Here is a 24750-nt window from a genome sequence, read left to right on the forward strand (position 1 = left end):
TGACAAAGTAAAAGCAAGGGTTCTGGGAGATTGGGATAAAGGGATCGAAGAAATTAAAAAGAAATATAAGTTAGATAAAAAAGCTGTTGGGAAGAAGCCGGTAAAGCCAACGTCTTATACACCCGATGGACCATAATGCTTTAAGGAGATAAACCATGTTCGTTACAGATAATAAAATAAAATGGGGAGATGCCTCGGCATTTTATAAAGATAAAAATAATGATAACAAAAATGATTTTGATGATTTTGTTATTTTAAAGTAAGCGATCACCAAACCCACCCCAGGTTTTCACTTTAAAATCTTAAAATCAATCTTGTGAGGCAGAAGTTTTGCGATTTGGTCGGCGGTTTGGCATTTGGGGAGTTCAGTCAGCAGGTGCCGCATGTACGCGTAGGGGTCCAGGCCGTTGCCGCGGGCGGTTTGAAGGATGCTGTAAATCATTCCGCTGGCGTTGGCTCCGGCTTGGGTGTCGCTAAACAGCCAGTTTTTTCGGCCAATCGCAAACGGCCGGATTCTGTTCTCCGTAAAATTGTTGTCGATGGCGAGTTTGCCGTATTTTAAATAGTTCATCACGTACGGCCACTGGTTTTGGGCATACGTGATGGCCTTGCCCATCAGCCCTTGCGGCGGATACTTTTTTTCGTTTTCATTGAGCCAAGCTTTAATCTCTTTAAGTATAGGCTCTGATTGCGCCTGCCGGATTTTAAATCGATCCTCGATTGTTTTTTCGCTGATTAGCTCTTCAATCTTGTACAGCTTTTGAATCAGCAAAAGAACTTCGTTCGCTGCGCTGCTTTGTTTCGGCGACGCTTTCCGTACATCATAAAAATACCGCCTCACATGCGCCATGCATCCTACTCGAGTAACATCTGTTCTGTCGCAAACCGTATCGTAACCTGCATAGCCATCCACCTGCAGATACCCCTTAAAATCCGTGAGCAGTCGGTTGGGCACTGTCCCTGATCTTGTTGGATCGTAATCAAATAAAACAATCGGATTTATTTTCACCCCTGCAATGGGGCCCAGCCTAGGCTCCCCTTTGGGGTCTTGGGGCCCATGCCGTGATCTTACCCACATGTAACTCTTGCTCTGAGCCTTTTTCCCGGGCTCTTTTAAAACCTGAACCACCGTCTCATCGCAGCAAACATAATCCGAGGATAAAAGCTCTTCTTCCATCAGGTTGTAAATCGGCTGGAGCTTCTCAGACATTGCAATCATCCAGCTGGCCATCGTGTTGCGGGGAATGTCGATGTGGCTCCGTTTGAAGATATGCTCCAAACGGTACAAGGGCAATGCATCCACGTATTTGCTCACAGCAATGTGAGCGAGTAATCCAGGTGTCGCATTGCTCTTGGGTAAAATCCTCTCCGGCATCTTCGCTGTTTTGATGGTGTCCCCACAGCAGGAACAGGCGTACTTCTTTCGAATCGTCCGAATCACTTTCACCTTTGCCGGGATAATATCCACCTGCTCGGAAACTTCGGATCCAATCTCTTTGAGGGGGCTGCCATCTTTATCGCAAAACTTCTCTGCATCCAAAAGATCGATGATCACTTCCTCACGAGGTAGATCATCGGGAAAGGGCTTGCGTATGGGTCGATTGCGGGTGTGTGCCGGAACTTCAATTCCGGGCTGGGCTTCCTCCACCACTGAGGCCAAGGCGCCAACTTCCGCTTCGTTGAAAAGTTCGCATTGATTCGATGACAGTTTCTCACTCTTGGCCGCATATTGCGCCATCCGTGCTAACCGCAGTTTCTCCCTTAAAAACTCATTCTCCTGTTGGAGAAACAAAAGCTCCGTGTCTTTTTTTTCGATTTCTGTTTTGTGATTTTGGATTTGTGATTGAAAACTTTGGGCTTTGTTTTGATATTTTTGGATTTCTATTGCGTGATTTTGAATCTGAAGACTGATGATTCCTTTGAGCTGTTCTGCGTTTGCGGGGAGTGTTTCCGGATCAAACATTAAAATGTTTGTACCACAAATCATCCAAAAAAGCCTCATCCTATTTGCTGGTATTGCAAATAAATATGCGGCTTCTGGAAAACATCAAATCCAAAAAGTAATTGCTCCAATTGAGCAGCATTACTCAGGATGACTTCCTCCTCATGATTACGCGGCCACTTAAACCTCTGCTTCTCCAGCCGCTTGTACCACAACGCAAAGCCCGTCTGGTCCCAATAGATGAGCTTCAGCTTCTTCCCGCACCGGCTCACAAAAACAAAAAGACGCTCGCATTTAAATGCTACCTCCATCTCTTCCAATACAATCAACGACAGCCCGTTGATCGACTTGCGCATATCCACTGGATCTCGATGCAGGTAAATCTCTGAAAAACGATCAAGGCTTTTCACTGTGACCTCCCTTTGGCATGGGATTTCCGACTCCGCATAAGCCTCGCAGGAACTGATTTACAACTCCGGATTCCAAACCGGCGCCAAGTTCAATCTGCACACCGTTGGGCAAATGTATGCGTGGAAATTTCTCTGCTGAATACGCGGCTCTGGGAATGGGAATAAATCGACTGGGCCCCGAAGGGGGCAAATCTCTTAACTTTTTCTTCCAGTAATAAAATGCGTACGTCTTGATTTGACGCCCCTCACAAAATACCTGGATTGATTGGCCGCTTTGAACCTGTGCCTTGATCATCTCTCCCCAACTGCGCGCTTTGCTTTTTAATGGTGTGATCTCGTTCATCCGGATCTCCTTTCGATGGAGACCTTTTAAATCATTTTCTGGCTACATGTAAGATGGGTTTGGCGATCGCTTACATAGAAAAGATTGAGAAGACTTCTGATGTAAAAAAATTGCAAGAACTGGAAGAATAAAGGGTCGACCTTCATTGAAAATTTATAGATTTGTTAAAAAATCAGGGCATTAAATTTAAAGACCGGGATCATGCGGCACGCATTGCCATGAAAATAGCAAAGGAGGAGCTATGAATTTGTTGGAAATTGCTCATGTCTATATCGATCTGGTTAATCTAGAAAAAGAAATCCCCGAAGAGGAATTTCGGGCTAAAGAAGAAGTCGGCATTTTAAGATCCAAATATCATCAGATTTTGATGGATAAAATGAAGGAAGAAAAAATAGAGTTTTTTGACCGCTTCGATGCAACAAGAATGGCTTTTGATTTGGTAAGTGAAGAAAGGAATTAACCTCAATTGGATAAAGATCTATCTAAAAAATAGAGTGGGTATATTACGCGTAAAAATGCCCTAATGTCCACATTCAAAAAATCCATGGCATCACCATCCAAGAACAAAGCCTAAGGATCACCCATTTCTCAAACTCTTAAGTCAGCCAGGTCAATAAAATGGCCGTGACAATTCCTCTACGGCATCCAAAGAACGCAGATTACCCTCAAATCCCAATTTTGAGGCCTCTCCGACCAATTGGTACGCCTTTGTGGGTTTGAGTCTGTTGGCAAAATAAGCAAGGGATGGCGATACGACACCATCACTTAATTTGGCTTCAATGAGCTCATCAACCTTGCCGTCTTTTAAAATGACAAAATCAACCTCGTGGCCCTCCTTGTCACGGACATATCTTAATTCATAGCGATAACCTTCGTAATCTTCCATGAACTGGTTTTTTTTGAGCAGGTGGTTTGCCACCAGGTTTTCAAACCTCACACCTTCATCCCCTTCGACATCGGCATTATCATAAAAATAAATTTTTGGCGGTTTCCGAATGGCGCGAGCCATATTTTTTGAGTAGGGCCAGACACAAAATAGGACATACATTTTTTCCAAAATTTCAATCCAGTGCCTGATTGTTTTTGGGGATACAAACAATTCCTCGGCCAGATTTGAAAACACAACCATCCCCCCCACGCGCGTTTTTAGTTTGTCAAGAAGCAGCCCCATGGTGGTAATTTGCGTAACGGCTTCCAAGTCACGCACATCATCCTTCAAGATTTTATCCTGACGTTCGCGACGCCAGCGTCGTGCTTCACGTTCGTTATTGTCCAAAAACGGTTCCGGAAAACCACCAACACTCAAGAGCCTTTTATAGGTTTCTTTTTTGCCGATGCCTTTTGGAATTTCAGACAAGGTGAATGGATGCAACCGCCAATAGTGATAACGGCCCATCATGGAGTCGCCTCCCCGTCGATAAACGTCCAGACGGGCGCTGCCTGTTACCAAAAAGTTATGACTGTTTTTCTGGGTATCGTAGAGTCCTTTTAACCAATTCTTCCATCGTGAATATTTGTGAATTTCGTCCAATACAATCAGGCGGCTATCAGGATGAAACTTGCGTTTAAGGATGTTTTGCCGGTCCTGGTCATCATCCCAATTGAAATAATTGTATTCGTCAACCGATGTTGCTTGTTTAAGAATCCGTTTAGCAAGGGTTGTTTTACCGCATTGACGAGGCCCCCCTATAAAAACCATCTTCTTTTGCAGATCTTTTTGAATGTATTTGTGCAGGTAACGCATACGACTATTATGGAGAGCACTCCAAAATAGTCAAGACCATTTTGGAGAGCACTCCAAAATGGTCATATTAACCCGTTAACTCGTTCCCACGCTCTGCGTGGGAACGAAAAGTGGGGACGCTCCGGCGTCATTGGAATTGCGTTCCCACGGAGACCGTGGGAACGAGAGACCAAATCATCCCCCCAAATAAGCTTCTTTTACCTGCGGGTTGGCGGCAAGTTCGGGGCCGGTGCCTGAAAGGATGATTTCGCCGGTTGAAAGGACATAGCCACGATGGGCGGTTTTGAGGGCCAGGTAAGCGTCTTGTTCCACCAACAAAAGAGTCACCCCTTGCCGGTTGATTTCCTTAAGTGTTTCAAAAATCTGTTGTACCAGGCTTGGGGCAATGCCCAGCGAGGGTTCATCCAGCAAAAGCAGTTTGGGCTTGGCCATAAGGGCCCGGCCTATGGCCAACATTTGCTGCTCGCCTCCGGAAAGGGTGCCTGCGTTTTGTGAAAGACGCTCTTTTAGACGGGGAAAAAGTGAAAAGATACGGTCGAATTCCTCATCAAAGGGAACTCTGTTTTTACGTGCATAAGCCCCCAGCTCCAGGTTTTCGCGTACGGTCAGATTGGAGAAAATCTGCCTTCCCTCCGGCACTTGCACAATGCCGTTTTCAACAATGTGGTGGGGGGACATTGCTGTAATGACAGGTCGCGACCTGTCATTACACATATGATATAAAATTTCTCCTTCTACCGGGCGCAACACTCCTGAAATGGTACGTAATAGAGTTGTCTTTCCGGCACCGTTGGAACCGATGAGGGTGACAATTTCACCTTCGTTCACCGTAAGTGAAACTCCCTTTAGGGCCTTGATGGCTCCGTAGGAGACGTGGAGGTTGGTGATTTGAAGAAATGGTTGCATTTGACGTTGCTACCTCCCCTTTGTCCCCTCCTTACAAAGGAGGGGAGATCCTTTTAAGTCTCTCCCCCTTTGTCCCGCGAAGCGGGATCCCGTTTGCGGGATAAGGGGGAGTTGGAGGGGGTAGGAGATAAAATCAAACACTCTCCCCCAAATACGCTTCAATCACTTTGGGATTGCTGCGAATCTCAAGGGGGGTGCCTTCCGCCAGTTTTTCCCCGTAATCCAAAACAATGATACGCGGGCATAGGTTCATCACCACATTCATGTCGTGCTCGATAAGCAAAATGGCCAAGTGATATTCCTTGTTCACCCGGCGTATCAGTTCGACTAAATGTTTTTTTTCGGTCTGGTTCATCCCCGCCGCGGGTTCATCCAGTAAAAGAATTTGGGGGGAGGTCGCCAGGGCCCTGACAATTTCAAGTTTGCGTTGTTCGCCATAAGCAAGATTAACTGCCATCTCATTTCTTTTTTCCCAAAGCCCAAACAGGCGCAAGAGTTCACAGGCTTTTTCTTCCAATTCATTTTCTTCCCTGTGTGATGAAAATGATCGCACCACAACTTCAATCCAATGGGTTTTCATGTGTTGTAAGAAGCCCGAAAGCACATGTTCTATGACCGTAAGGCTGGGGAAAAGACGGATGTTTTGAAACGTGCGCGCCAAGCCCAAACGATTGATGGCATGGGGGGCCAAGCCCTGTATTTTTTCTCCGTTAAAAACCACATCCCCCAAATCAGAATCATAAACACCGGTTAAAATATTAAATAGGGTCGTCTTGCCCGCGCCATTGGGCCCGATAATACCCAATAATTCGCCTTGGGCCAAATGGGCCGAAAAATTCTGGATGGCTTTGATACCCCCGAAGGAAAGGGAAATGTTTTGGATGGATAACATATTGTTACCGTTTTTTAAAAATCTCCCGCATCCCCAACAAACCCTGGGGGCGAAGGATCATCATCAAAATCAATAAGAGCGAATATACAACCATGCGCCATTCGCTGGCCGCCCTTAAAACCTCGGGTAAAACCGTCAGCAAAGTGGCTGAAATAAAAACACCACTCATCGAACCAAGCCCACCCAAGACAATCATCACGACAAACTCAACTGATTTTAAAAACCCGAACGAGTTGGTGTTTAAATATGTCATCAAATGGGCAAAAAGCCCGCCCCCCACTCCGGCAAAAAAAGCACTGGTGACAAAGGCAAAAACTTTCTGCCGGGCGATATTAATCCCCATGGCCTGGGCCGCTATTTCATTGTCGCGCACTGCCAAAAAGGCCAAACCCTTGGTGGAATAAACCATGTTTTTCAGCACAAGGGTGGTGATGACAACGCACAAAAAAATCCAGAAAAAGTTCCCATATTCTCCAATGCCCGTAAACCCTCGGGCGCCGCCCAAAACCTCGGTATTCAGAATGGATACCCTGACAATTTCAGCAAACCCCAGTGTAGCAATGGCCAGATAATCCCCTGTTAACCGTAATGTGGGAATCCCCACCACAAGTCCTGCCAGGCTTGCCACAAGCCCACCGGAAACAAGGGCCACCACAAACAATGCCTGCTGGACCACAACGGCGGGCAAAAAGGAAAGAACCCCGACAACATAAGCCTCGCCATAAAAGGTGACAAAGGCCGAGGTATAAGCCCCCAAAGCCATGAACCCCGCATGTCCCAGGGAAAACTGCCCCGTTTGTCCGCTAATGAGATTAAGGCTTAATCCCATGATAAGATTGATACCGATTAAACACACAATCTGGGTGATGTAGGGGTTGATGATATTTTTAAAGAGATAATTAAATCCTAGAAGGATAATCAGAGTGCCTATGATTTTGATAAAACGAAATGTCATACAAGACCTGCCCCTACACCTTTTCTTTTATCGCCTTCCCCAACAACCCCGCCGGCTTTAAAAGAAGCACCAAAATCAGGATTACAAAGGCAATGGCATCGCGATAAGTCGATGAAAGATACCCCACCACCATGGTTTCACTAATTCCCATGACCAAGCCGCCCAAGAGAGCTCCTGGAATATTGCCAATCCCTCCCAAAACCGCGGCTACAAAGGCTTTTAACCCCACCATCACACCCATTAGCGGTTCAATTTTTGGGTTGGACAAGCTGACAAGCACTCCCGCAGCTCCGGCAAGGCTTGAGCCCAAAACAAAAGTCCACGAAATGACCCGGTTGACGTTAATTCCAACAAGGGAAGAAGCCAGGGGAGAAAAGGAAACAGCACGCATAGCCTTGCCCATCTTCGTTTTCAAAACAAAAAAACGTAAAAGAATCATCAAGCCAAAACTGACGGTCAAGATTAGAAATTGAATATTATTTATGACAACACCATCCCAGGAAAAAAGCGGCTGATTGGAAATAAGTTGCGGAAAAAATTTGGGATCGGCCCCAAAAACCAGTTGTCCCCCATATTCCAGAAACAAAGAAACACCAATGGCGGTAATTAACAGGGATAAGCGGGGGGCCTTTCTTAAAGGCCGGTACGCCACCCGTTCAATAAATCCCCCCAAAAAACCACAGGCCATCATGGATAAAAATAAGACGACAAAAAAATGCAGCCAGGAGGCTTGCGCAGAAAAAAGACGGGCAACAAAATAGCCCACCATGGCTCCCATCATGTAAATATCGCCATGGGCGAAATTGATCAGGCGCAAAACCCCGTACACCATGGTGTAGCCAAGGGCAATAAGGGCATAAATGGCCCCCCACGAAAGTCCGTTGATGAGTTGTTGAAGGAATTCGGACATTACGGATTCACTACATCCTGAAAAACGATGGCACCGTTGTCAATTTTCATGACGACCAGTTTTTTAATGGCGTTGCGGTTTTCATCCATGGAAATTGTACCGGAAACACCCTGAAAATTTTTGGTCCGGGCCAACGCCTCCCGAATTTTTTCCGGAGCTTCATCCCCTGCCCGTTTAATGGCATCAAACAAGATGTGGGCCGCATCATAACCCAACACCGCCATGGCATCGGGGATGATGCCGTGCTTTTGTTTGTATTTTTCAATGAAATTCCGAACAATGGGCGAAGGATCTTCCAACGAATAATGGTTGCTGAAATAAGAGCCGTTCATGGCCACCCCACCAATTTCAATGGTTTTAGGGGAATCCCATCCATCCCCACCCAAAAGTGGTACATTCAAACCCAACTCGCGCGCCTGACGGGAAATAAGCCCCACCTCAGTGTAATAACCAGGAATGAAAAGAGCCTCTGGATTTTTTGTTTTCATGTTGGTGAGCTGGGCCCTGAATTCAATATCGCCTTCGGAATAAGATTCAGCAGAAACAACCTCTCCCCCCAAAGACCGGAAAGTTTTTTCAAAGAACTGGGCCAACCCCACCGAATAATCATTTTTGATGTCTTTAAAAATAGCCACTTTGCGAATCGCCAGTTTATTGAAAGCAAACTTGGCCATGGCTTCGCCCTGGAACGAATCAATAAAGCAGGCACGGAAAATATAGTCCCCGACTTGTGTCACTCCTGGGTTGGTTGAAGCAGGCGATATCATGGGCACCTTGGCCTTTTGCGCTTCAGGGGCTGCAGCCAAGCTGCGAGAGGAAGCCACTTCGCCGATGATGGCTTTTACTTTATTCCGTTTGATCAACTTGAGTACCGCTGTTTTGGCTTCTTCCGGTTTACTCATGTCGTCTTCGGTAATCACCTTTACCTGTTTCCCCAACAATCCCCCTTGGGCATTGACTTCTTCTAGCGCCATCATCACGCCATCGTGCGTAGAGCGGCCAAATGTGGCGGTATCGCCGGTAAGGCTGCCAAACTCACCCACAAGGAAAACATTTTGATTGTTTTGACAGGAAAGAAGGAAGAAAAGAAAAAGAAATATTTTTTTCATAATGACAAGACTATGCCCAACGCTCTGGGAGGGTGCAAGGATTTATTGATTATGAAACTTCGTATGGGCGTATTGCAATACGCCCATACAGAATAGCGGGCGGGGGAACTCCATCCCTACATCACCGGTTTCCACAAACCATCCCCCAAATTTTTCTCCAAAATTTTTACCATGGCCGCCTCTACAAATTGTTCCTCACTTACTCCTTGTTTCCACGCTGCCCATTTAAGCCCCTGTGTGGCTATTTCCGTCAAGGCGGGAAGATCCACTTTCCAGCCCCCATCTTCGTTTAAGAATGTCATCCTCAGCCCATAATCCTTCCCTTCCACCAGAATAGGGGCCATGACTTTACCATCCTCCATTTTAATTTTTCCCAAACTCTGCACTTGGACCGCCCCTTTTTTGGTCCATTGGTGGTCAATGATATAAGCAAACAATCCGGCACCATTCATGGCCTGTAATTCTTTTTGTGAAATTTTATGGCGCACCGACAGAATGTTGATCTGGTCTGAAAGCGGCTCTTTTCTGATCTGTTCTTTTGATCCTGAAAGAGCGAGACGACGATAACGGTCATAAGTGGCCAGCGTGTTCTGGCTTATATATTTGGCAGCTTCAGTTCCGTTGTAGGCCATCACCGCCTGAGAATATCGGTTGAAGGAATCCTTAATCGCACTTACCTCAGAATCCTTGGCTTGCGCTGAAGCCACAAACAGAAACACAATGACCACTCCATGGATAATTTTATTCATGTTTTCTTCCCCTTATCTTTCCCCCTTGGAATTAATCTATCTCCTTGGAAAATTTACCACCACCTCACATCCATGCCCCTCTTCTGAATGAATATCAATGGTTCCCCCATGCTTTGTCACAATTTCCAGACAAAGGGCCAATCCAAGACCGGTACCCTCGCCCTGGGGTTTGGTTGTAAAAAAGGGATCGAACACACGCTTGGCTACATCCGGGGGCACACCCTTCCCTGAATCTTTTATAAAAACCGAAATGCCTTTTTCAACTTCTTTTGCATCGATCCGGATCGTTCCTTTCCCTTCAATGGCATCACAGGCATTGGACAACAAATTAACCCATAATTGCCCCAACCCCGTACTATGGCCCATAACCATCATTGCCTCATTGACATTATTTTCAATGACAATGCGATCTTTCCATTTAGGTTTTGTCATTAAAAGCGCCCCCTCGATGGATTGTTTTAAAATCACTTGTGAGGAAGGAGATGGGTCGGCTCCAGGATGTGAGTAAAACCGGAATTGGTTGATGATATCGCGCACCCGGTTGGCCCCCGTTTCCATGTCGGCCAAGGCCCCATCCATGACATCCACTTTTTTCACCAGCCCCGCGGCGGATGCCGGCAAATTATTTTTGATATCCCCCAAAATTTCGCGCACCGGTTCAATGTTGGAATAAACAAAGGTCATGGGGTTGTTGATTTCATGGACCAACCCTGAAAAAAGATTGGCCACAGTCACACGCCGTTCGGCTTGAACCAGGGACCATTGGGATTGTTTAAGTTTGGCCAAAATCAGCCCCACAAAAAAAGCGGCGGGACACAGCAGGGTCAGCGGTGCAAAAAAATTAAGGGGCAGAAAAATGTCATTAACCAAAAGGAGATGGGCCGGAACCAGATGAACCAGAAAAACCAGGCATTGGCCGACAAGCAGGTAAAGGGAAAGTGTTTTGACAAAATCATGCTGGGGCCGGTCCAAAAGATAAAAAAGACGGCCAATCCAGAAAAGGGAAGAAAAAAACACATAGGCCATAAGAACCATTTGCAGTTTTAACCACAACTCGGGGTTGGTTTTAAAGGCAAAAACATAAAAGGGATAAAATAAAGAAGTCAAAAAATAGGCTGCCCCAAAAACAGTTTTTTGTTTTTTATTTAAACGATGATCGGGATAGGCCAACGCAAAATGCAAAGCCAAAGTGGGTAAAAAAGTGGTCACCAACAAAAACAAATACGACAGTTTGTGTGTTAGATGAAAGTCAACGGTGAGCATAAGATAAATGCCCGCCAGCGTATTAATCACCAAAAGGATGTTCTTGCTTGAAAAGGGTGGATAAAAATAATGAACGGCCAAGCCTAGCATCACAAATAAAAGCCCACTCACCGAAAGAAACAAAACAATCACGATGTAGTCCATCATTGAAAAAATAATCTGCTTGTCCGATAGGCCCGGGCTTAATTCAAAATACCTTATTTTTTCTCCAATCTGGAGCCACCGTGGTGAAAAAAATGGGGAAACCACTCCGTTTTCCTGGGTCAGATAACCGGGGATCTCTTTTCCTATAAAAGAATGCCCCCACGTGGCCACCAAAGAAAAAATACCCAGAGCCAAGAGCAAAATCACACTATATAAGAACCAATATTTTTTTTGAGAAGTCATCATCATTTTCTCCCTAACCCTGGCATGTGCAATTTGAGGGCCATAGTAAAACATGAAGAAAATCAGAGGAAAAACTACCACACTTCTCTAAAACACCCGAACAGTTTTCGACGATTTTCGATAACTCTTCCCCCTTTAAAAAAGGGGGAATAAAAGGGGGATTTGTTCCCGCTTTCATTCCCGCTCCGTTCCGATTTTAGCCCCCCATCCATTCGGGGAAAATCCCCCTATATCCCCCTTTTTTAAAGGGGGAAGAGATCTCAAATTATCAATTGGTCTGACACCTTTCCCCTGCTATTATAGTGTTCTTATGGATTCAGACGTCTTTCGACCAGCCATCCTCTATGTGGATGATGAAAAAATCAATCTCGACACTTTCGTGCGCGCTTTTGGCGGGGAATATCTTGTCAAAACCTGCCTTTCCGGGGAAGAAGCTCTTCAAATCCTTAAAGATGAAAACTTTCCGCTTATTTTGGTCGACCAAAAAATGCCCGGCATGAGTGGCGTGGCCCTTTGTGAAAAATTGGTGGAACTTACCCCTCAAAGCATCCGCATGATGTTGACAGCTTATTCCGACCCACAGCTTTTGCTGGAAGCCATCAATCGTGGGCATGTGCATGATTACATCGTCAAACCTTGGAAAAAAAGTGAGCTTAAACCAGTTTTAGATGGTGCCTTCAAAATCTACAAAGAGCGCGCAGCCAAGTTAAAAGAACTCACCCAAAAAGCGGCCCAAGCCCAATCCTTGCAAGAGCAAGTGGATGAAATGACCGATTTTTCAGGCATCATTGGTGCCTCCTCGGGGCTTAAGCCCATCACGGATACCATTCTTAAAGCGGCTCCCACTGATGCCACCATCTTGATTCTTGGCGAAACCGGGACGGGCAAGGAACTTTTAGCCCGCGCCATCCATCAAAACAGCTCCCGAAAAACACATCCCTTTATAGCGCTGCATTGCGCCGCTCTTTCACCCACCATTTTGGAAAGCGAATTATTCGGCCACGAAAAAGGTGCCTTCACAGGGGCTGAAAAACAAAAACCCGGTCGCTTTGAACGTGCCAGCGGTGGGACTTTATTCTTGGATGAGATTGGCGAAATTTCTGAATCCATCCAAACCAAACTTTTGCGCGTACTCCAGGAAAAAGAAATTGAACGTGTGGGTGGTACATCGGTGGTAAAAGTGAATGTACGCCTGGTGGCGGCCACCAACAAAAATTTGAAAGACATGGTGGCAAAAGGACAATTTCGTGAAGACCTTTATTTTAGATTGAATGTCATCCCGATACAGGTACCCCCTTTAAGGGAACGCAAAGGAGATATTGAAACTTTGGCAAAACATTTTACCGAAAAATCAGGGAAACAAATCGGGAAAGCCCTCAAGCTGACAAGCGAAGCCTTAAATCTCCTTCGTCAATATGATTGGCCCGGTAATGTGCGCGAGCTGCAAAACATCATCGAACGCGCGTCCATTTTGTGCAGTGATGACGAGATCACACCGACGGATTTAAATCTTGATCTTTCAACCACTCTCGGTCCAGAAAAAATTGATCCTGAAAAATTGGAACAAAAAAGTCTCAATGTCCGCGATTCCATCAAAAAAGAAGAAGCCCAAGAGCTGGCCAAAACATTAAGGGAAGCGGGCGGCAACATCTCTGAAGCCGCCCGCATATTAGGCATGGCCCGCTCCAGCCTGTTTCACAGGCTAAAAAAATACGGATTGATTTAACATTTTTCTGCGTAGGGGCGGGTCTGCGACCCGCCCTTACTAACACCCACAATCATGATCATCATCGGCGGTCCCATCAATCTCCGCATCCGTTTCATTGTCGATGCGTAATTCGCCTTCTGAATCCACACAGAGCTCCTGCATATTCTCTCCCCAAAGGATGATTTCCTCACCGACTTTTTGGGCTTCAAGAAGAATCTTTTTCCCATCGATGGTTACTTCTATTTGAGTGTCATTGACCTCTTTCCAAGTCCCGTGGGCCACGGTTTCCCCATTTTCCTTGATGATGCAAGTGCCATCCGTCTCCAAATGCAGGGACGATTTAATGGTGGTGGTTCCCGCGTCCACATCCTTTAACCGTGCAAGGATGTCACGAAGTGAATCAGTAATGGCCCTGAATTCCTCCTCGTTACACGAGATGGAGTAAGTGGCGCGTATTTTTGTTTTGGAATGGATCTTGGCATGCACAGCCTCCATTCCACAGTTTGTCAATGCCAACCAAAGAGGCAAACACATAAGAGCAAGCAGTTTGTTTTTCATATAAGTCCTTTCTTGTTTGTGGCTGACTGACTTCCTTGGTTCCCTTTAAAAAAATTCTAACTCTTCCCACTCCCCCCTCTTATTTTAAGAGGAGGCTCGGGAAGACGGTATAAATCTTAGTTGAATTGAATATTGACTGGCGTACTGTAAGAGCAGATGGAAATTTCAGCAGCACCGAAACCTTCAGCGTGATTGATGTATTCACAATTCACCAATCGGAGAGTGGCTGCCCCTAAAAAAGGCTCATCCAAATTGACGGTGAATGTCCCGTTATCTTCAACGGAGTAGGTTTGAACCAAGCTCCCCCTCCCGTTATAGACATTTACAAACAGATTTTCTTGAACGCCGGCTTCCCATTCCACAATAACGGGCTGCCCCATACGATAAATACGATTGTTGATGGGCGAAGTAGTTTCTTCTACATGGACCGACTGAAAGCTGACCGTGGTCTGGGTGCCTTCAGAATCAATATAAGAAAGATGATATTCCTGATTGCCCAAAGGCTTGTCGACATGGGCCGCGTAGAAGAAATCATCAGTGAGCAAACCTAAGAATATGGCATTGATCAAATCATTGACCAGTGGGTCTCCTAAAGAAAGGTTGGCCGAATCTTGCTCATTGCCATCGCCATCTTCAGAGGTGACTTTAAGTTTTTCACCTTGAGTAAACTCAATTCCATCTTCTCCGGGAAGTGTACGCATGACCCCCGTGACACGGGCTTGATCCTTATTATTTTCCTCAACAACGCGGATATCGATCTTAAGATCGGCTGCTTTCGTTTCACGTAATTCATTGCTTTCGATTTTGGCCCCTTGACCACAACCGGTTAAAATCCCCATGCTCAGAACAAAAGCGACCCCCAAATTCATTTTGTTTTTTAATTTCATATTTTCTCCTTGTCGCGCCAAAGCCCAACGGGCGTCGGCGAACTTTTTTAGAGCCGCCCTTCACTTCGTCCACCCTTGAACCAAGAAAGATGCGAACCTGGCCCTAGCTAAAGCAACCCTAATGCCAAGAAGAAAAATTAAAAAAGTATAATAATTTCAGTTATTTATGATAAACAAGGAAAATGGGAAGAAAAGGTCTATCGAAGATTATCGAAGATTGTTAACGGGGATTGGCGATGAACTCACCGTCCCACAACTGATCTAAAAACATGGTCCAGGGAAGTATTTGGATCTTGCCGATTGTTCTGGGTTGTTTTTCAAGACAAACAATAATGGCTTTTTTAACAGGGCCATCTTCAAGAAGGGCCTTAAGACCTTTTAAATCTCCTTGGTGAACACGCAAGCTGGCCTTAATCTCGAGGGCCAATTGCTTTTCATTTAAAATGAAATCCACTTCTTGATTCGTACTGGTCCTCCAAAAACTGATTTCCAATTCAGGTTGATGATAAGCCCGGTAAGCCATCAGTTCCATGAGAATATATTGTTCAAACGATTTGCCAAACTCGGGAGTGCCCATCTGGGGGCTGCGTCTTGCAAGGTAATTGGAAACACCTACATCAAAAATATAGAATTTTTCGGTCTCAATCATTCGGCGGTTTTTTGATTTCACCCAGGGCTTAATCCGAAATCCGAGGTAAGTGTCTTCAAGAATATCAAAGTAAGTCCTTACCACTTTTGGGGAAATACCCGCTTCCCTTCCAACATTGGTGTAATTAAGAAGCTCACTGCTGGTAAGGGCAGCCACCCTTAAAAAATCGCTGAAAGCCGGGATATTTTGGGTGAGCGCCTCCGCTGCAATTTCCTCTTTAAGGTAATCGGCCAGATAGGCCCTTAAGTCTTCAATAGGGTCCGGAGACAAAAAATGGGAAGGAAGCAATCCACTGACCATGATTTTCTCAAGGTCAAGCGAGTCAACTTCCTTGTAAGACAGGGGAGCCATATGCCTCTTCCAGGCGCGCCCTCCAAGGAGATTGGCATGGCCACGTTTAAGCTTACGGGCGCTGGAGCCTGTCAAAAGAAAAGAAACCTTTTTATTTTCGATAAGCCAGTGAACTTCATCCAAAAGCGAGGGCACTTTTTGGATTTCATCGATGACAACAAGCCCTGTGTGGTCTTGAAACCTTTCCCGCAAGAGGGCGGGACGAGAGGAGTAATCCGCAAATTCATCTGTCTTAAGTAAGTCAACAAGGGGAACCTCTGGTAAATTTTGGCGGATCCAGTAGGTCTTTCCCACCTTCCGGGGTCCCCACAAAAACGCTGACTTACCCTTGGGCAGATTGAGCTCAAAAAGTCTTTTAATAATCTTCCCCATAAGGGGAGATTATCCGGATAAAATGACATCGTCAATCATTTTATCTACCCCCCCTTTTTTTAATTTAGAAAACTGTCGAAGATTGTTAACGGGGATTGGCGAAAGTTGGTCGCTGAGCGGAGTTGAAGCGTACCGGCCCTTCGGCTCCGCTCAGGGACCTGTCATTCTCTTTTCAACTTTTTATACTTAATCCGCCCCAGCTTATCGGCGGCATCGCCCAAGCGACGGTGTTTATCGGCTTCGTATTCGGAAAAATTGCCGTCAAACCACACCACTTGGCTATCGCCCTCAAAAGACAGCATGTGGGTTGCAATACGATCCAAAAACCAACGATCGTGGCTGATGATGACGGCACATCCACCAAAATTTTCGAGGGCTACTTCCAACGCACGAAGGGTGTTCACATCCAAATCATTGGTGGGTTCATCCAAAAGCAAAACGTTTCCCGCATCTTTTAAGGTCATGGCCAAATGCACACGGTTCCGTTCCCCGCCAGAAAGCACATTGATGGGCTTTTGCTGGTCGGTGCCTGAAAAATTAAACCGCGCCACATAGGCTCGTGAATTGACTTCACGACTGCCAAGCTTGACCACCTCGGCTCCGCCAGAAATAACTTCCCATACCGTCCGTTTGTCATCCGGGCTGAACCTGTTTTGATCAACATACCCAAGCTTGACAGTTTCCCCCACTTTAAAAGAACCGCTGTCGGGTTTTTCAAAACCCATAATCATTTTAAACAATGTCGTTTTACCGGCTCCATTGGGACCAATGACCCCTACAATTCCGCCCTGAGGGAGACTGAAACTTAAATTCTCAAACAAGAGTTTGTCACCGTAGGCTTTTGAAATATTCCGGGCTTCGATGACTGTTTCCCCCAAACGTGGGCCGGGGGGAATATAAATTTCAATATCCTCGGCCAGTTTTTCATTTTCCTGGGAAAGAAGTTTTTCGTAATTGGAAATACGCGCTTTCGATTTTACACGACGGGCCTCCGGGCTCTGTCTAATCCACTCCAATTCCCGTTCCAATGTCTTGACGCGTTTGGTTTCAGCCTTTTCTTCCTGGGCCAGGCGATCTTTCTTTTGAACCAGCCAGGACGAATAATTGCCCTTCCAGGGAATGCCTTGCCCACGGTCTAATTCCAAAATCCAACCTGCCACATTGTCCAAAAAATAACGGTCGTGGGTCACTGCAATGACTGTGCCCTTGTACTTTTGTAGATGGCGCTCAAGGAAAAAAACAGATTCGGCATCCAAATGGTTGGTGGGTTCATCCAAAAGTAAAATATCGGGCTCGCGCAATAAAAGCCGGCACAGGGCCACACGACGTTTTTCACCCCCTGAAATATTTTTGACAAGCGCATCGGACGGGGGACAACGGAGCGCATCCATGGCCAGTTCCAAGCGGTTATCCAGCTCCCAGGCATTGGCGGCATCCAGCTTTTCCTGTACCACCCCCTGACGGTCGATAAGCTTAGCCATTTCGTCATCGGACATGGGTTTTTCAAAACTATTATTGATCGTTTCAAATTCCTTGAGCAAATCGACTACTTCCTGCACACCCTCTTCAACGACTTGGCGCACTGTTTTTTCAGGATCTAAATGGGGCTCTTGTTCCAAATAACCAATGGAATAGTCTTTTGAAAAAGTGACCTGGCCCGTGTAATCTTTGTCAACCCCGGCAATAATTTTTAAGAGACTTGATTTCCCGGCCCCGTTTAACCCCAGCACCCCGATTTTAGCGCCATAAAAAAAGGAAAGATAAATATCCTTTAAGACCTGCTTTTTGGGAGGATGAACGCGGCTGACTCCCACCATGGAAAATATGATTTTTTCATTTTCGTTAGCCATAAGGGTATTAGGGCATATCAAAACTGGTAGGGTAAGAAAGCTTTTTTTTATGATGAGTGAAGAAAAAGACGATTCAGAATGCTCCAATGCAAGTAAGGGCAATTCATGAATTGCCCCTACCCTTTACCACTAAAAAATATCTCTATATCACTTAAACTCAGCCATGGCCTGAAGATAGAAGAAATCGGCACTCGTATCCATTCCCTGATCTTTAAAGAAAGCTCCGGGAATAAAATGACTGTAGCCTCCCAGCAGGTTGGCATAGTCGTTGATGGTCCATTTGGACAACAAATCAATCTCATGCCCGGCAATTTTACCCACACCGGGGCCACCGGTAAAACCACCAAAAGTATCGGCGGAATGGTTTTTATCAACGCCTAAAAGATGATAACTTCCTTCCACAAAAAACTTGCCGGGTTTTGCTGAAACGGCCAACGAAGCATCGTGCATATTGCTCCAGCCTTCCAAATCCATGTAACCATACTTGAAATGCTCAGTGGCAAATAGACTGTTGAATTTGGTGTAGCGGTCGCTGGTGTTGTCATCGCCCGTGGCATAGTTATATTCCACGCCGACGCGGGGTTTGACTTCTGCATCGAAGGTATAGCCCGCTTTGCCATGACCGGCAAAGGCAAGAATACTGTTGGAGCCAAATTTACCAAGCTGCACGGCCGATTCCGCACCAAAATCAATTCCGTTATCAAAATTTGATTTGGCTCTAAACCCAATGGTATGAACACTCAATGTGTCTCCCGTTCCGGAAGCCACGCCCGTTGCGCCGTCATTATCCTGAAGAAGGATGTAATACCCATCCAAAACTCCCTTGGGGAATTCCTTCCATGTTCCATAAACACCGGCCGCATATTGACCATCGCCGGAATTACTGATTGTGGTACGGTCAGTGGCAAAGGCCCAGGTATTCATGGCGTAACCGGGTTTGTCCAAAGTGATGACAATACCATCTAAAGCACGACCCACATTGCTCCAGTCAACAGCGCCCACCAGGCGTTCATCTCCCAAGGATAATTCTTGGCGACCCAGGCGAACACTGACATCTGAATCATCGATATTAAGGAAATCAATGTATCCCTGATGAAGGTCCACGCCTTCATCATCGCCGACTGCCGCTGCAGAAGCCGAAGCCTCTTCCCCAAACTCACGGGAATCCTGCCCTTGAACAAAGAAACTGACATGTTTTTCGGGGTTGTATCTTATTCCAAAACGGCTGCGAAGAAGGGTGGACACATCTTCTTCCCGCTCTCCTGGAACCATGGGAACTGTTTGAGACAAATTACGCCGTATTTCGGGACGCACCCGAACCTGGCCGGAAAATTTGAGCTTGTCCCAAACCAAAGACTTTTCGGTGGTTTCTGTTTTTGCCACCGTTGGCTGTGACTTGGAATCTTTTTTGATTTCACCGGCCAATTCTTTTCGAACCTGGGGTTCGAGTTCTTTTCGTAGTTCGGCCTTAACCTCATTGCGTATTTCGGCCTTGATTTCATCTTTAAGCTCCGCCTTGATTTGGGCTTTAAGCTTGGCCATATCGATATCACCGGCAAAAGCCTGGGAAGCAACAAGGCAGAAGAATGTCAAAAATGGGATAAGACGGGATTTCATGGGAGCCTCCTTTTTTTGAGTTGTAAGTACGCCTGAATGAGGAAAGTCTTCATGACATACATCATAGAAACTTGTGACTATGATTTGGGTTTCTGGATCCAGTCATGGATCTAAAAAAAAATCGTGTAGATCCCTTAAGAAAGGGAAAAATGAGGAACGGTCGAATCTGGAAATATTTGGCCTCCTTAGCCAAAAGTGCGCCAAGGAGGCCAAAGTCAATGACGTTTACTTCAAATGCTTTGAAACAAGTTTGGTCATTTCAAACATGTTCACGGTCTTTTTGCCGCCAAACACCACCTTAAGCTTGTCATCCGCATTGATGTTGCGCTTGTTTTTGGCATCTTGCAGTTTGTTCTTCTTGATATAAACCCAAAGTTTTTTGACAACTTCGGTACGAGGAAGTGGTTTGGAGCCCACAATGGCGCCCAAAGCTTCGTCGGGTTGAAGGGGTTTCATAAAGGCACTTGTTTTTTTTGCTGGCATGTTTTGCTCCTTTTTTATAGTGGTTTCATTCCAATTTGGTTCCGAAATGGACAACTCGGGGGCTTGCCCCCGAGTTTCATCCTGAGCGACCCTTCGACTCTCCGCCTTACGGCGGATCGCTCAGGGTTGATCCATTTTTTTATTTCGGCCCCAAGGGGCCGAGTTTGAGTCGAAGGATCAATATGCGGGAGTAGCTCAGTTGGTAGAGCATCAGCTTCCCAAGCTGAGGGTCGCGGGTTCGAGCCCCGTCTCCCGCTCATAACGAATACGGAATTCTTATTTCGGAATGCGGAATGACACACTCCGAAATGCTCCCTATTCCCTCTGGAATAGAAGGGGAAGAAAAAAATATCAACCTAAAAATTTTTTGGCAAACACTCCATAGCGCAAACCATGATCACTAATAACAGCTTTGTCCTGTTTAAAATAGCGCATCAATTCACTAAGCAATAAAGCGCCCGCCAAAATGACATCGGCCCGCAAAGACTCCATGCCTGGCAATTGCTGTCGGTCTTTCACCGACATCCCTGCAAAATCCTTGATGAGTTGATGCAAGGTTTGCAGTTCCAATTTTGATCCATGCACTTTTTCGGGCTTGTATACTTTCAATTTTTTGGCTACGGCCGCAAGGGTTGTGGCTGTGCCTGCCGTGGCAATGAAGGTGTAATCCTGGGGGTTGAAATCTTTTGGATAAAAATCATCCAGCTCGTCGGCCAAATTGTTGCGAATGGAAGTTTGCAAACGTTGGAACTCGTCTTGTGAAATTGGATCGGAACGTACAAACATTTCGGTTAAAAGAACCGATCCCATGGGTAAGCTGATGGTGGTTTCAGGCTCTTTAATTTTGGGGCCCAGGTTCCCTGTAATAATTTCGGTGGAACCACCCCCAATATCGGCCACGATCGCTTTTTTATTTTTATCCCCAAAATCATGGTTGACGGCCAAAAAAGTGTATTCGGCTTCTTCATCCCCTGAAATAATCTGGGTTTTTATTTTTGTTTCCTTGGCAACGGCTTCAATAAAAATTTGGGCATTGGCAGCTGTACGGCAGGCGGCCGTCCCAACAGCGACAATTTTTTTAACATCGTGTTCCTGGCATTTTTTTTTGAATCCGACCAAAACCTCCCGGGTACGATTCATGGCTTGGGAAATAAAAAAATGGTTTTCAGTAAGCCCCTGACCAAGACGGGTAATGCACGCCTGATCCAAAAGTATTTTGTCGAGCTTTTTCCCCTTCACTTTACCAATGAGTAAAATGAGGGTGTTGGTACCTATGTCAATGACGGCGTAGTTCATTGCTTAAAGAGCCTCTAGTCGCTGGTTGCTAGTAGATTCTTACTAGGGACTAGCGACTAGCAACTATTGCAGCCGTGGTCCCCAATCCGGATTCACACACGATTCGGTCCCGGGAATCAAGGTTTGATTGTCCCCATCGGCCATGGAAACATAAATACCGCTTCCGCCACGACGGCCGGATGAAAACACAATATAACGTCCATCCGGGGACCAGGTGGGGGATTCATTATTGCCTTCATCACGGGTAATACGTTGAATCAGCGAACCATCGGCATTCATCACAAACAAGTCAAAGGCCCCACGATCACGCGCTGTAAAAATAATCTTTCTTCCATCGGGGGACCAATCGGGCTGATCGTTTTGATAGCCCGTATACGTAAGGCGTGAAACACTTCCTGAAGCCACATCCATGACAAACAGATGCAAATTACCCGCACGCTCCGAGGCAAAAACAATCTGTGAACCATCGGGCGACCAGGCGGAAGACACGTCAATATTATAGGTTTTTGTAAGCTGGTTTGAAATTTTTCCGGAAAGGTCCATCAAATAGAGTTCGGTGTCTCCTGATTTGGAACTGGCAAAGGCGATCTGCGAACCATTAGGAGAGAAAGCCGGGGTCAAATTGGTCGCTGCGTTTCGGGTCAGAGGTTTAAACCCCTTACCATCAACCCCCACCGTAAAAATTTCCGGATAAAAATTATTGAAAGAGGTGAAAGCCACACGGGACCCATCAGGAGCCCAATTTGGAGAAATATTATTGGATTTGGTTTTGGTTAAAATTGATTTTTCGGTTCCATCCATGGCAAAGGTGTAAATTTGGCGGGCATTGGAACGGCCACAGGCGGCAACCACACGAGAATTAAACGGCCCCTTCACCCCCGTTAAAGCCAGCATCAGCTCATCGGTGAATTTGTGCACGGCCACGGGATAATCCTTGGAAAAAACAAGGTATTGCTTGCCCACCAAGAGCTGCTCGGTTTCGGTATCGTACAAACGTAATTCAACCAGCGCCTTGCCTCCCCCCTTGGGCTCAACAATTCCCTTCACCAGGGCATAGGCTTCAATGGCCTTCCATTTGGAGAAATCAATATTCTCCAGCCCCCTGTCTTTTTCCAGATAACTGGCTTCATCCAAAACCCTGAAAATGCCGGCAAGCCGCATGTCTTTCCGCAAAAGAGTTGTGACATTTTCTGTAAGCTCGTTATGTCCCCCATCCAAAGTTTGCAAAGCAGGAATGGCAATGGGAAATTTTTTGGTCGAAACTTCATCAATGACAATGTAAATTTTGGCATGGGCTAATGCAGGAAGAAGAACGATAAAAAGAAAAAGAATTATTTTTTTCATATATTTTTCGTAGGGGCGGGGTCTCCCCGCCCTCTTTATCACTGGGTCCCCGTATCTACAACAGAACGAGGATTAAACTCAATTGAAAATCCCTCGCTTAAGGCTTCCTCCCGAATAATGTCAGGAGGCGAAGGAAAAGGAGCCGCCCGTTCGATGGCTCTTTGCGCCAAAAGATCAAACGTTACATCCCCTGATTGGGTTTCAACCTGGGTTGTCACAATGGCTCCCTGGGCATCAATCTGAAATGAAATGACCGTAACAAGGCTTGTGCCTTCAGCATTGGCCTTAGGGAGAGTCACCCATTCATCATTTATTTTTTTCTTTAAAGTGGTCACATACATCACTATTTCTGGGTTTGTCTCTCCGTTGGTCACATCCACCGATCCTTCCGGTGATTGCCCCCCGCCTTCTTTTTCAACCTGGGCCGCTTCGAGATCCACCTGGCGTTGCTTTAATTCTTCCTGAACACGGGCTAAGGCATCCTCTATAGCTTTATCTTCCGGCGCCTTTTTGATGGGAGTGCTTGTTTGCTTCTTTTTTTTTTGTGCCGATGGCTGGGGTTTCTTTTTTACGCCCTGAGCGGATTTTTTATCGCTGCCCGTTTTGTCCTTTGTTTTTTCCTTGATGTTTTTTTGTTCACGAAGGGTGTTCTTGGGCATGTTCGTTGTTTTTTTATAAGGGGAAGCGTTGTTGAATTCCCCCGTACCCTTTGAAAGCTTAATCCAGGTCACCTTTTTTTCTCGGGGAAAAAGATTTGACAAACCGGGGCCAAACAGGACGAACAAAAGGAGTCCCCCATGAAAGATCACCGATATCCAGAGATATTTCTTAAAACTCATAAGAAGACAAACTACCTATTTTTTTTGTCCTTTGAAGGGGATGCTTCTTCGGGAGTTGTGATCATTCCCATACGTTCAACGCCCGCTTTTTGACACAGGGCCATCACTTGAACCACATAACCATAAACAGCATCTTTATCGGCATGAAGATAAATTTCTTTTTTTTGCTTGTTTTCAAAAATGGATTTGAGTTTTTCTTCCAATGTCCCCAAAGTATAAATATTGGACTTGTCATCCCCCAAAAAAAGCTGGCCATTCGAGTTGATGGTAAGCACCAGGTCGTCCTTGGCCTGGGAAACAGCTCCCGCATTGACTTCAGGCAAATCAACATCCACCCCTTGTTGCAAAAGCGGGGCCGCCACCATGAAGATGATCAAAAGCACCAGCATGATATCAACCAAGGGAATGATGTTAATTTCTGCCAAAACCGCCTGGCTTTCGTGACGATGCATTTTCATATTTTTTATATTCTACTTAGGGTCAGTTACATTTCCTCTTCAACCTTCACCAATAAATCATCAATGAACAAATCCATCATCTTGGTGAGAATTTTTATTTTACCCGCAAAATAATTGTAGGCAATAACCGCGGGGATGGCCGTCGCCAAGCCGATGGCCGTGGTCACCAGCGCTTCTGAAATATAAGGGCCCACAGTGGCAAGTGAAGTGGAACCCGCTTTCCCGATGGCCCAAAAAGCCGTCAAGATGCCCCAAACGGTGCCAAACAAGCCGATAAAGGGGGTTGTGGACGCCGTCGTCCCCAAAAAAGAAATGTATTGTTCCAGCTTATAAATTTCCTCTTCGCGTGCCTGGGCCAGGCGATTCATGAGATGTTCCTTGAAAAAAGCCCCTTTGGCTGTTTGCTTGAATTTGCTTCCCATATCCATGGCTGTACGAAAAATTTCGTAAAGAGGCCCCGATTTTACGGCACGTTTTTCCAACACATCATTTAACGAGGGGCTTTGAGAAAAGCTGCCCCAAAAATCCTGGCAATCTTTTTGGGCCATCTTGAACTGTTTTATTTTCATGAAAATAATGGCCCAACTGACCACTGAAAAAACAGCCAGGATGACAAGGGTTAACTGGACAACGGGGCTTGAATTCCATAAAAGGCTGAGAATACCCTTTTCGGTCATTGTTTGCTCGCCCTGCACTTGAGCCCATGCAACAGAAAAAAACATATCTAT

General features: G+C 45.8%; 24 protein-coding genes and 1 tRNA gene. 3 read left to right on the forward strand and 22 right to left on the reverse strand.

All coding sequences use genetic code 11. The features are described 5' to 3' along the window. Positions 1 to 289: 289 nt before the first annotated feature. The 3 genes from A2048_06500 to A2048_06510 all read right to left on the reverse strand — a co-directional run bounded on the left by A2048_06500 (position 290) and on the right by A2048_06510 (position 2695). The gene (locus tag A2048_06500; GenBank protein OGP11009.1) at positions 290 to 1885 is read right to left on the reverse strand and encodes a hypothetical protein; all 1596 of its coding nucleotides are present in this window, start codon (positions 1883 to 1885) and stop codon (positions 290 to 292) included. 113 nt (positions 1886 to 1998) lie between these two features. Further along, a complete protein-coding gene (locus A2048_06505) occupies positions 1999 to 2298 on the reverse strand; it encodes a hypothetical protein (GenBank protein OGP11010.1) in 300 nt (99 codons plus the stop codon). 40 nt (positions 2299 to 2338) lie between these two features. Continuing rightward, entirely contained in the window at positions 2339 to 2695 is a 357-nt protein-coding gene (locus A2048_06510) for a hypothetical protein (GenBank protein ID OGP10978.1), read from the reverse strand. A 241-nt stretch (positions 2696 to 2936) separates the two neighbouring features. Here A2048_06510 and A2048_06515 point away from each other — a divergent pair, with 241 nt between their 5' ends. Beyond that, positions 2937 to 3155 carry a hypothetical protein gene (locus A2048_06515; GenBank protein ID OGP10979.1) on the forward strand — a complete coding sequence of 73 codons (219 nt, stop codon included), beginning with the start codon at positions 2937 to 2939 and terminating at the stop codon, positions 3153 to 3155. 150 nt (positions 3156 to 3305) lie between these two features. On the opposite strand, the gene A2048_06520 is transcribed toward A2048_06515, so the two are convergent. The 8 genes from A2048_06520 to A2048_06555 all read right to left on the reverse strand — a co-directional run bounded on the left by A2048_06520 (position 3306) and on the right by A2048_06555 (position 11664). Next, positions 3306 to 4439 (reverse strand): hypothetical protein, encoded by a 1134-nt coding sequence (locus A2048_06520; GenBank protein ID OGP10980.1) that lies wholly within the window; start codon positions 4437 to 4439, stop codon positions 3306 to 3308. Between the two features lie 174 nt (positions 4440 to 4613). Next, positions 4614 to 5345, reverse strand: coding sequence for an ABC transporter ATP-binding protein (locus A2048_06525; GenBank protein OGP10981.1), 732 nt, complete (start codon positions 5343 to 5345; stop codon positions 4614 to 4616). A 133-nt stretch (positions 5346 to 5478) separates the two neighbouring features. Beyond that, positions 5479 to 6237 carry a high-affinity branched-chain amino acid ABC transporter ATP-binding protein LivG gene (gene livG / locus A2048_06530; protein OGP10982.1) on the reverse strand — a complete coding sequence of 253 codons (759 nt, stop codon included), beginning with the start codon at positions 6235 to 6237 and terminating at the stop codon, positions 5479 to 5481. Between the two features lie 4 nt (positions 6238 to 6241). Further along, positions 6242 to 7192: a hypothetical protein gene (locus A2048_06535; GenBank protein OGP10983.1), complete on the reverse strand. Its 951-nt coding sequence runs from the start codon at positions 7190 to 7192 to the stop codon at positions 6242 to 6244. 13 nt (positions 7193 to 7205) lie between these two features. After that, positions 7206 to 8102 carry an ABC transporter permease gene (locus tag A2048_06540; protein ID OGP10984.1) on the reverse strand — a complete coding sequence of 299 codons (897 nt, stop codon included), beginning with the start codon at positions 8100 to 8102 and terminating at the stop codon, positions 7206 to 7208. Further along, entirely contained in the window at positions 8102 to 9211 is a 1110-nt protein-coding gene (locus tag A2048_06545; protein OGP10985.1) for an ethanolamine utilization protein EutJ, read from the reverse strand. The genes A2048_06540 and A2048_06545 overlap by 1 nt, the downstream gene beginning before the upstream one ends. Positions 9212 to 9327: 116 nt before the next feature. Beyond that, complete coding sequence (locus A2048_06550) at positions 9328 to 9960, reverse strand: hypothetical protein (protein OGP10986.1); 633 nt, start codon at positions 9958 to 9960, stop codon at positions 9328 to 9330. A 36-nt stretch (positions 9961 to 9996) separates the two neighbouring features. Further along, entirely contained in the window at positions 9997 to 11664 is a 1668-nt protein-coding gene (locus A2048_06555; GenBank protein OGP10987.1) for a hypothetical protein, read from the reverse strand. 256 nt (positions 11665 to 11920) lie between these two features. On the opposite strand from A2048_06555, the gene A2048_06560 reads away from it, so the two are divergent. Continuing rightward, positions 11921 to 13336, forward strand: a complete 1416-nt coding sequence (locus A2048_06560; GenBank protein ID OGP10988.1) for a hypothetical protein — start codon at positions 11921 to 11923, stop codon at positions 13334 to 13336. Positions 13337 to 13375: 39 nt separating this feature from the next. Here the strand turns inward: A2048_06560 and A2048_06565 are convergent, their stop codons facing one another. The 6 genes from A2048_06565 to A2048_06590 form a co-directional block, all read right to left on the reverse strand. Then, positions 13376 to 13876: a hypothetical protein gene (locus A2048_06565; protein OGP10989.1), complete on the reverse strand. Its 501-nt coding sequence runs from the start codon at positions 13874 to 13876 to the stop codon at positions 13376 to 13378. A gap of 116 nt (positions 13877 to 13992) precedes the next feature. Continuing rightward, positions 13993 to 14763, reverse strand: a complete 771-nt coding sequence (locus A2048_06570; GenBank protein ID OGP10990.1) for a hypothetical protein — start codon at positions 14761 to 14763, stop codon at positions 13993 to 13995. A gap of 220 nt (positions 14764 to 14983) precedes the next feature. Next, positions 14984 to 16135, reverse strand: coding sequence for a hypothetical protein (locus A2048_06575; protein OGP10991.1), 1152 nt, complete (start codon positions 16133 to 16135; stop codon positions 14984 to 14986). A gap of 161 nt (positions 16136 to 16296) precedes the next feature. Continuing rightward, on the reverse strand, positions 16297 to 17985 hold the full coding sequence (locus A2048_06580; GenBank protein ID OGP11011.1) for an energy-dependent translational throttle protein EttA: 1689 nt from the start codon (positions 17983 to 17985) through the stop codon (positions 16297 to 16299). A 147-nt stretch (positions 17986 to 18132) separates the two neighbouring features. Continuing rightward, entirely contained in the window at positions 18133 to 19602 is a 1470-nt protein-coding gene (locus tag A2048_06585) for a hypothetical protein (protein ID OGP10992.1), read from the reverse strand. Positions 19603 to 19827: 225 nt separating this feature from the next. Continuing rightward, on the reverse strand, positions 19828 to 20085 hold the full coding sequence (locus tag A2048_06590; GenBank protein OGP10993.1) for a hypothetical protein: 258 nt from the start codon (positions 20083 to 20085) through the stop codon (positions 19828 to 19830). Between the two features lie 184 nt (positions 20086 to 20269). Here A2048_06590 and A2048_06595 point away from each other — a divergent pair. Continuing rightward, positions 20270 to 20342, forward strand: a tRNA-Gly gene (locus A2048_06595). Positions 20343 to 20436: 94 nt separating this feature from the next. Here the strand turns inward: A2048_06595 and A2048_06600 are convergent. The 5 genes from A2048_06600 to A2048_06620 all read right to left on the reverse strand — a co-directional run bounded on the left by A2048_06600 (position 20437) and on the right by A2048_06620 (position 24699). Next, positions 20437 to 21381, reverse strand: a complete 945-nt coding sequence (locus A2048_06600) for a hypothetical protein (GenBank protein OGP10994.1) — start codon at positions 21379 to 21381, stop codon at positions 20437 to 20439. Between the two features lie 63 nt (positions 21382 to 21444). Then, positions 21445 to 22725 carry a Tol-Pal system beta propeller repeat protein TolB gene (locus tag A2048_06605; protein ID OGP10995.1) on the reverse strand — a complete coding sequence of 427 codons (1281 nt, stop codon included), beginning with the start codon at positions 22723 to 22725 and terminating at the stop codon, positions 21445 to 21447. A gap of 38 nt (positions 22726 to 22763) precedes the next feature. After that, a complete protein-coding gene (locus A2048_06610; GenBank protein OGP10996.1) occupies positions 22764 to 23564 on the reverse strand; it encodes a hypothetical protein in 801 nt (266 codons plus the stop codon). Between the two features lie 11 nt (positions 23565 to 23575). Then, a complete protein-coding gene (locus tag A2048_06615) occupies positions 23576 to 24016 on the reverse strand; it encodes a protein TolR (GenBank protein OGP11012.1) in 441 nt (146 codons plus the stop codon). Positions 24017 to 24048: 32 nt separating this feature from the next. Then, on the reverse strand, positions 24049 to 24699 hold the full coding sequence (locus A2048_06620; protein OGP11013.1) for a hypothetical protein: 651 nt from the start codon (positions 24697 to 24699) through the stop codon (positions 24049 to 24051). Positions 24700 to 24750: the final 51 nt, after the last annotated feature.

This window comes from Deltaproteobacteria bacterium GWA2_45_12 (assembly GCA_001797365.1).
GTDB lineage: Bacteria > UBA10199 > UBA10199 > UBA10199 > UBA10199 > UBA10199.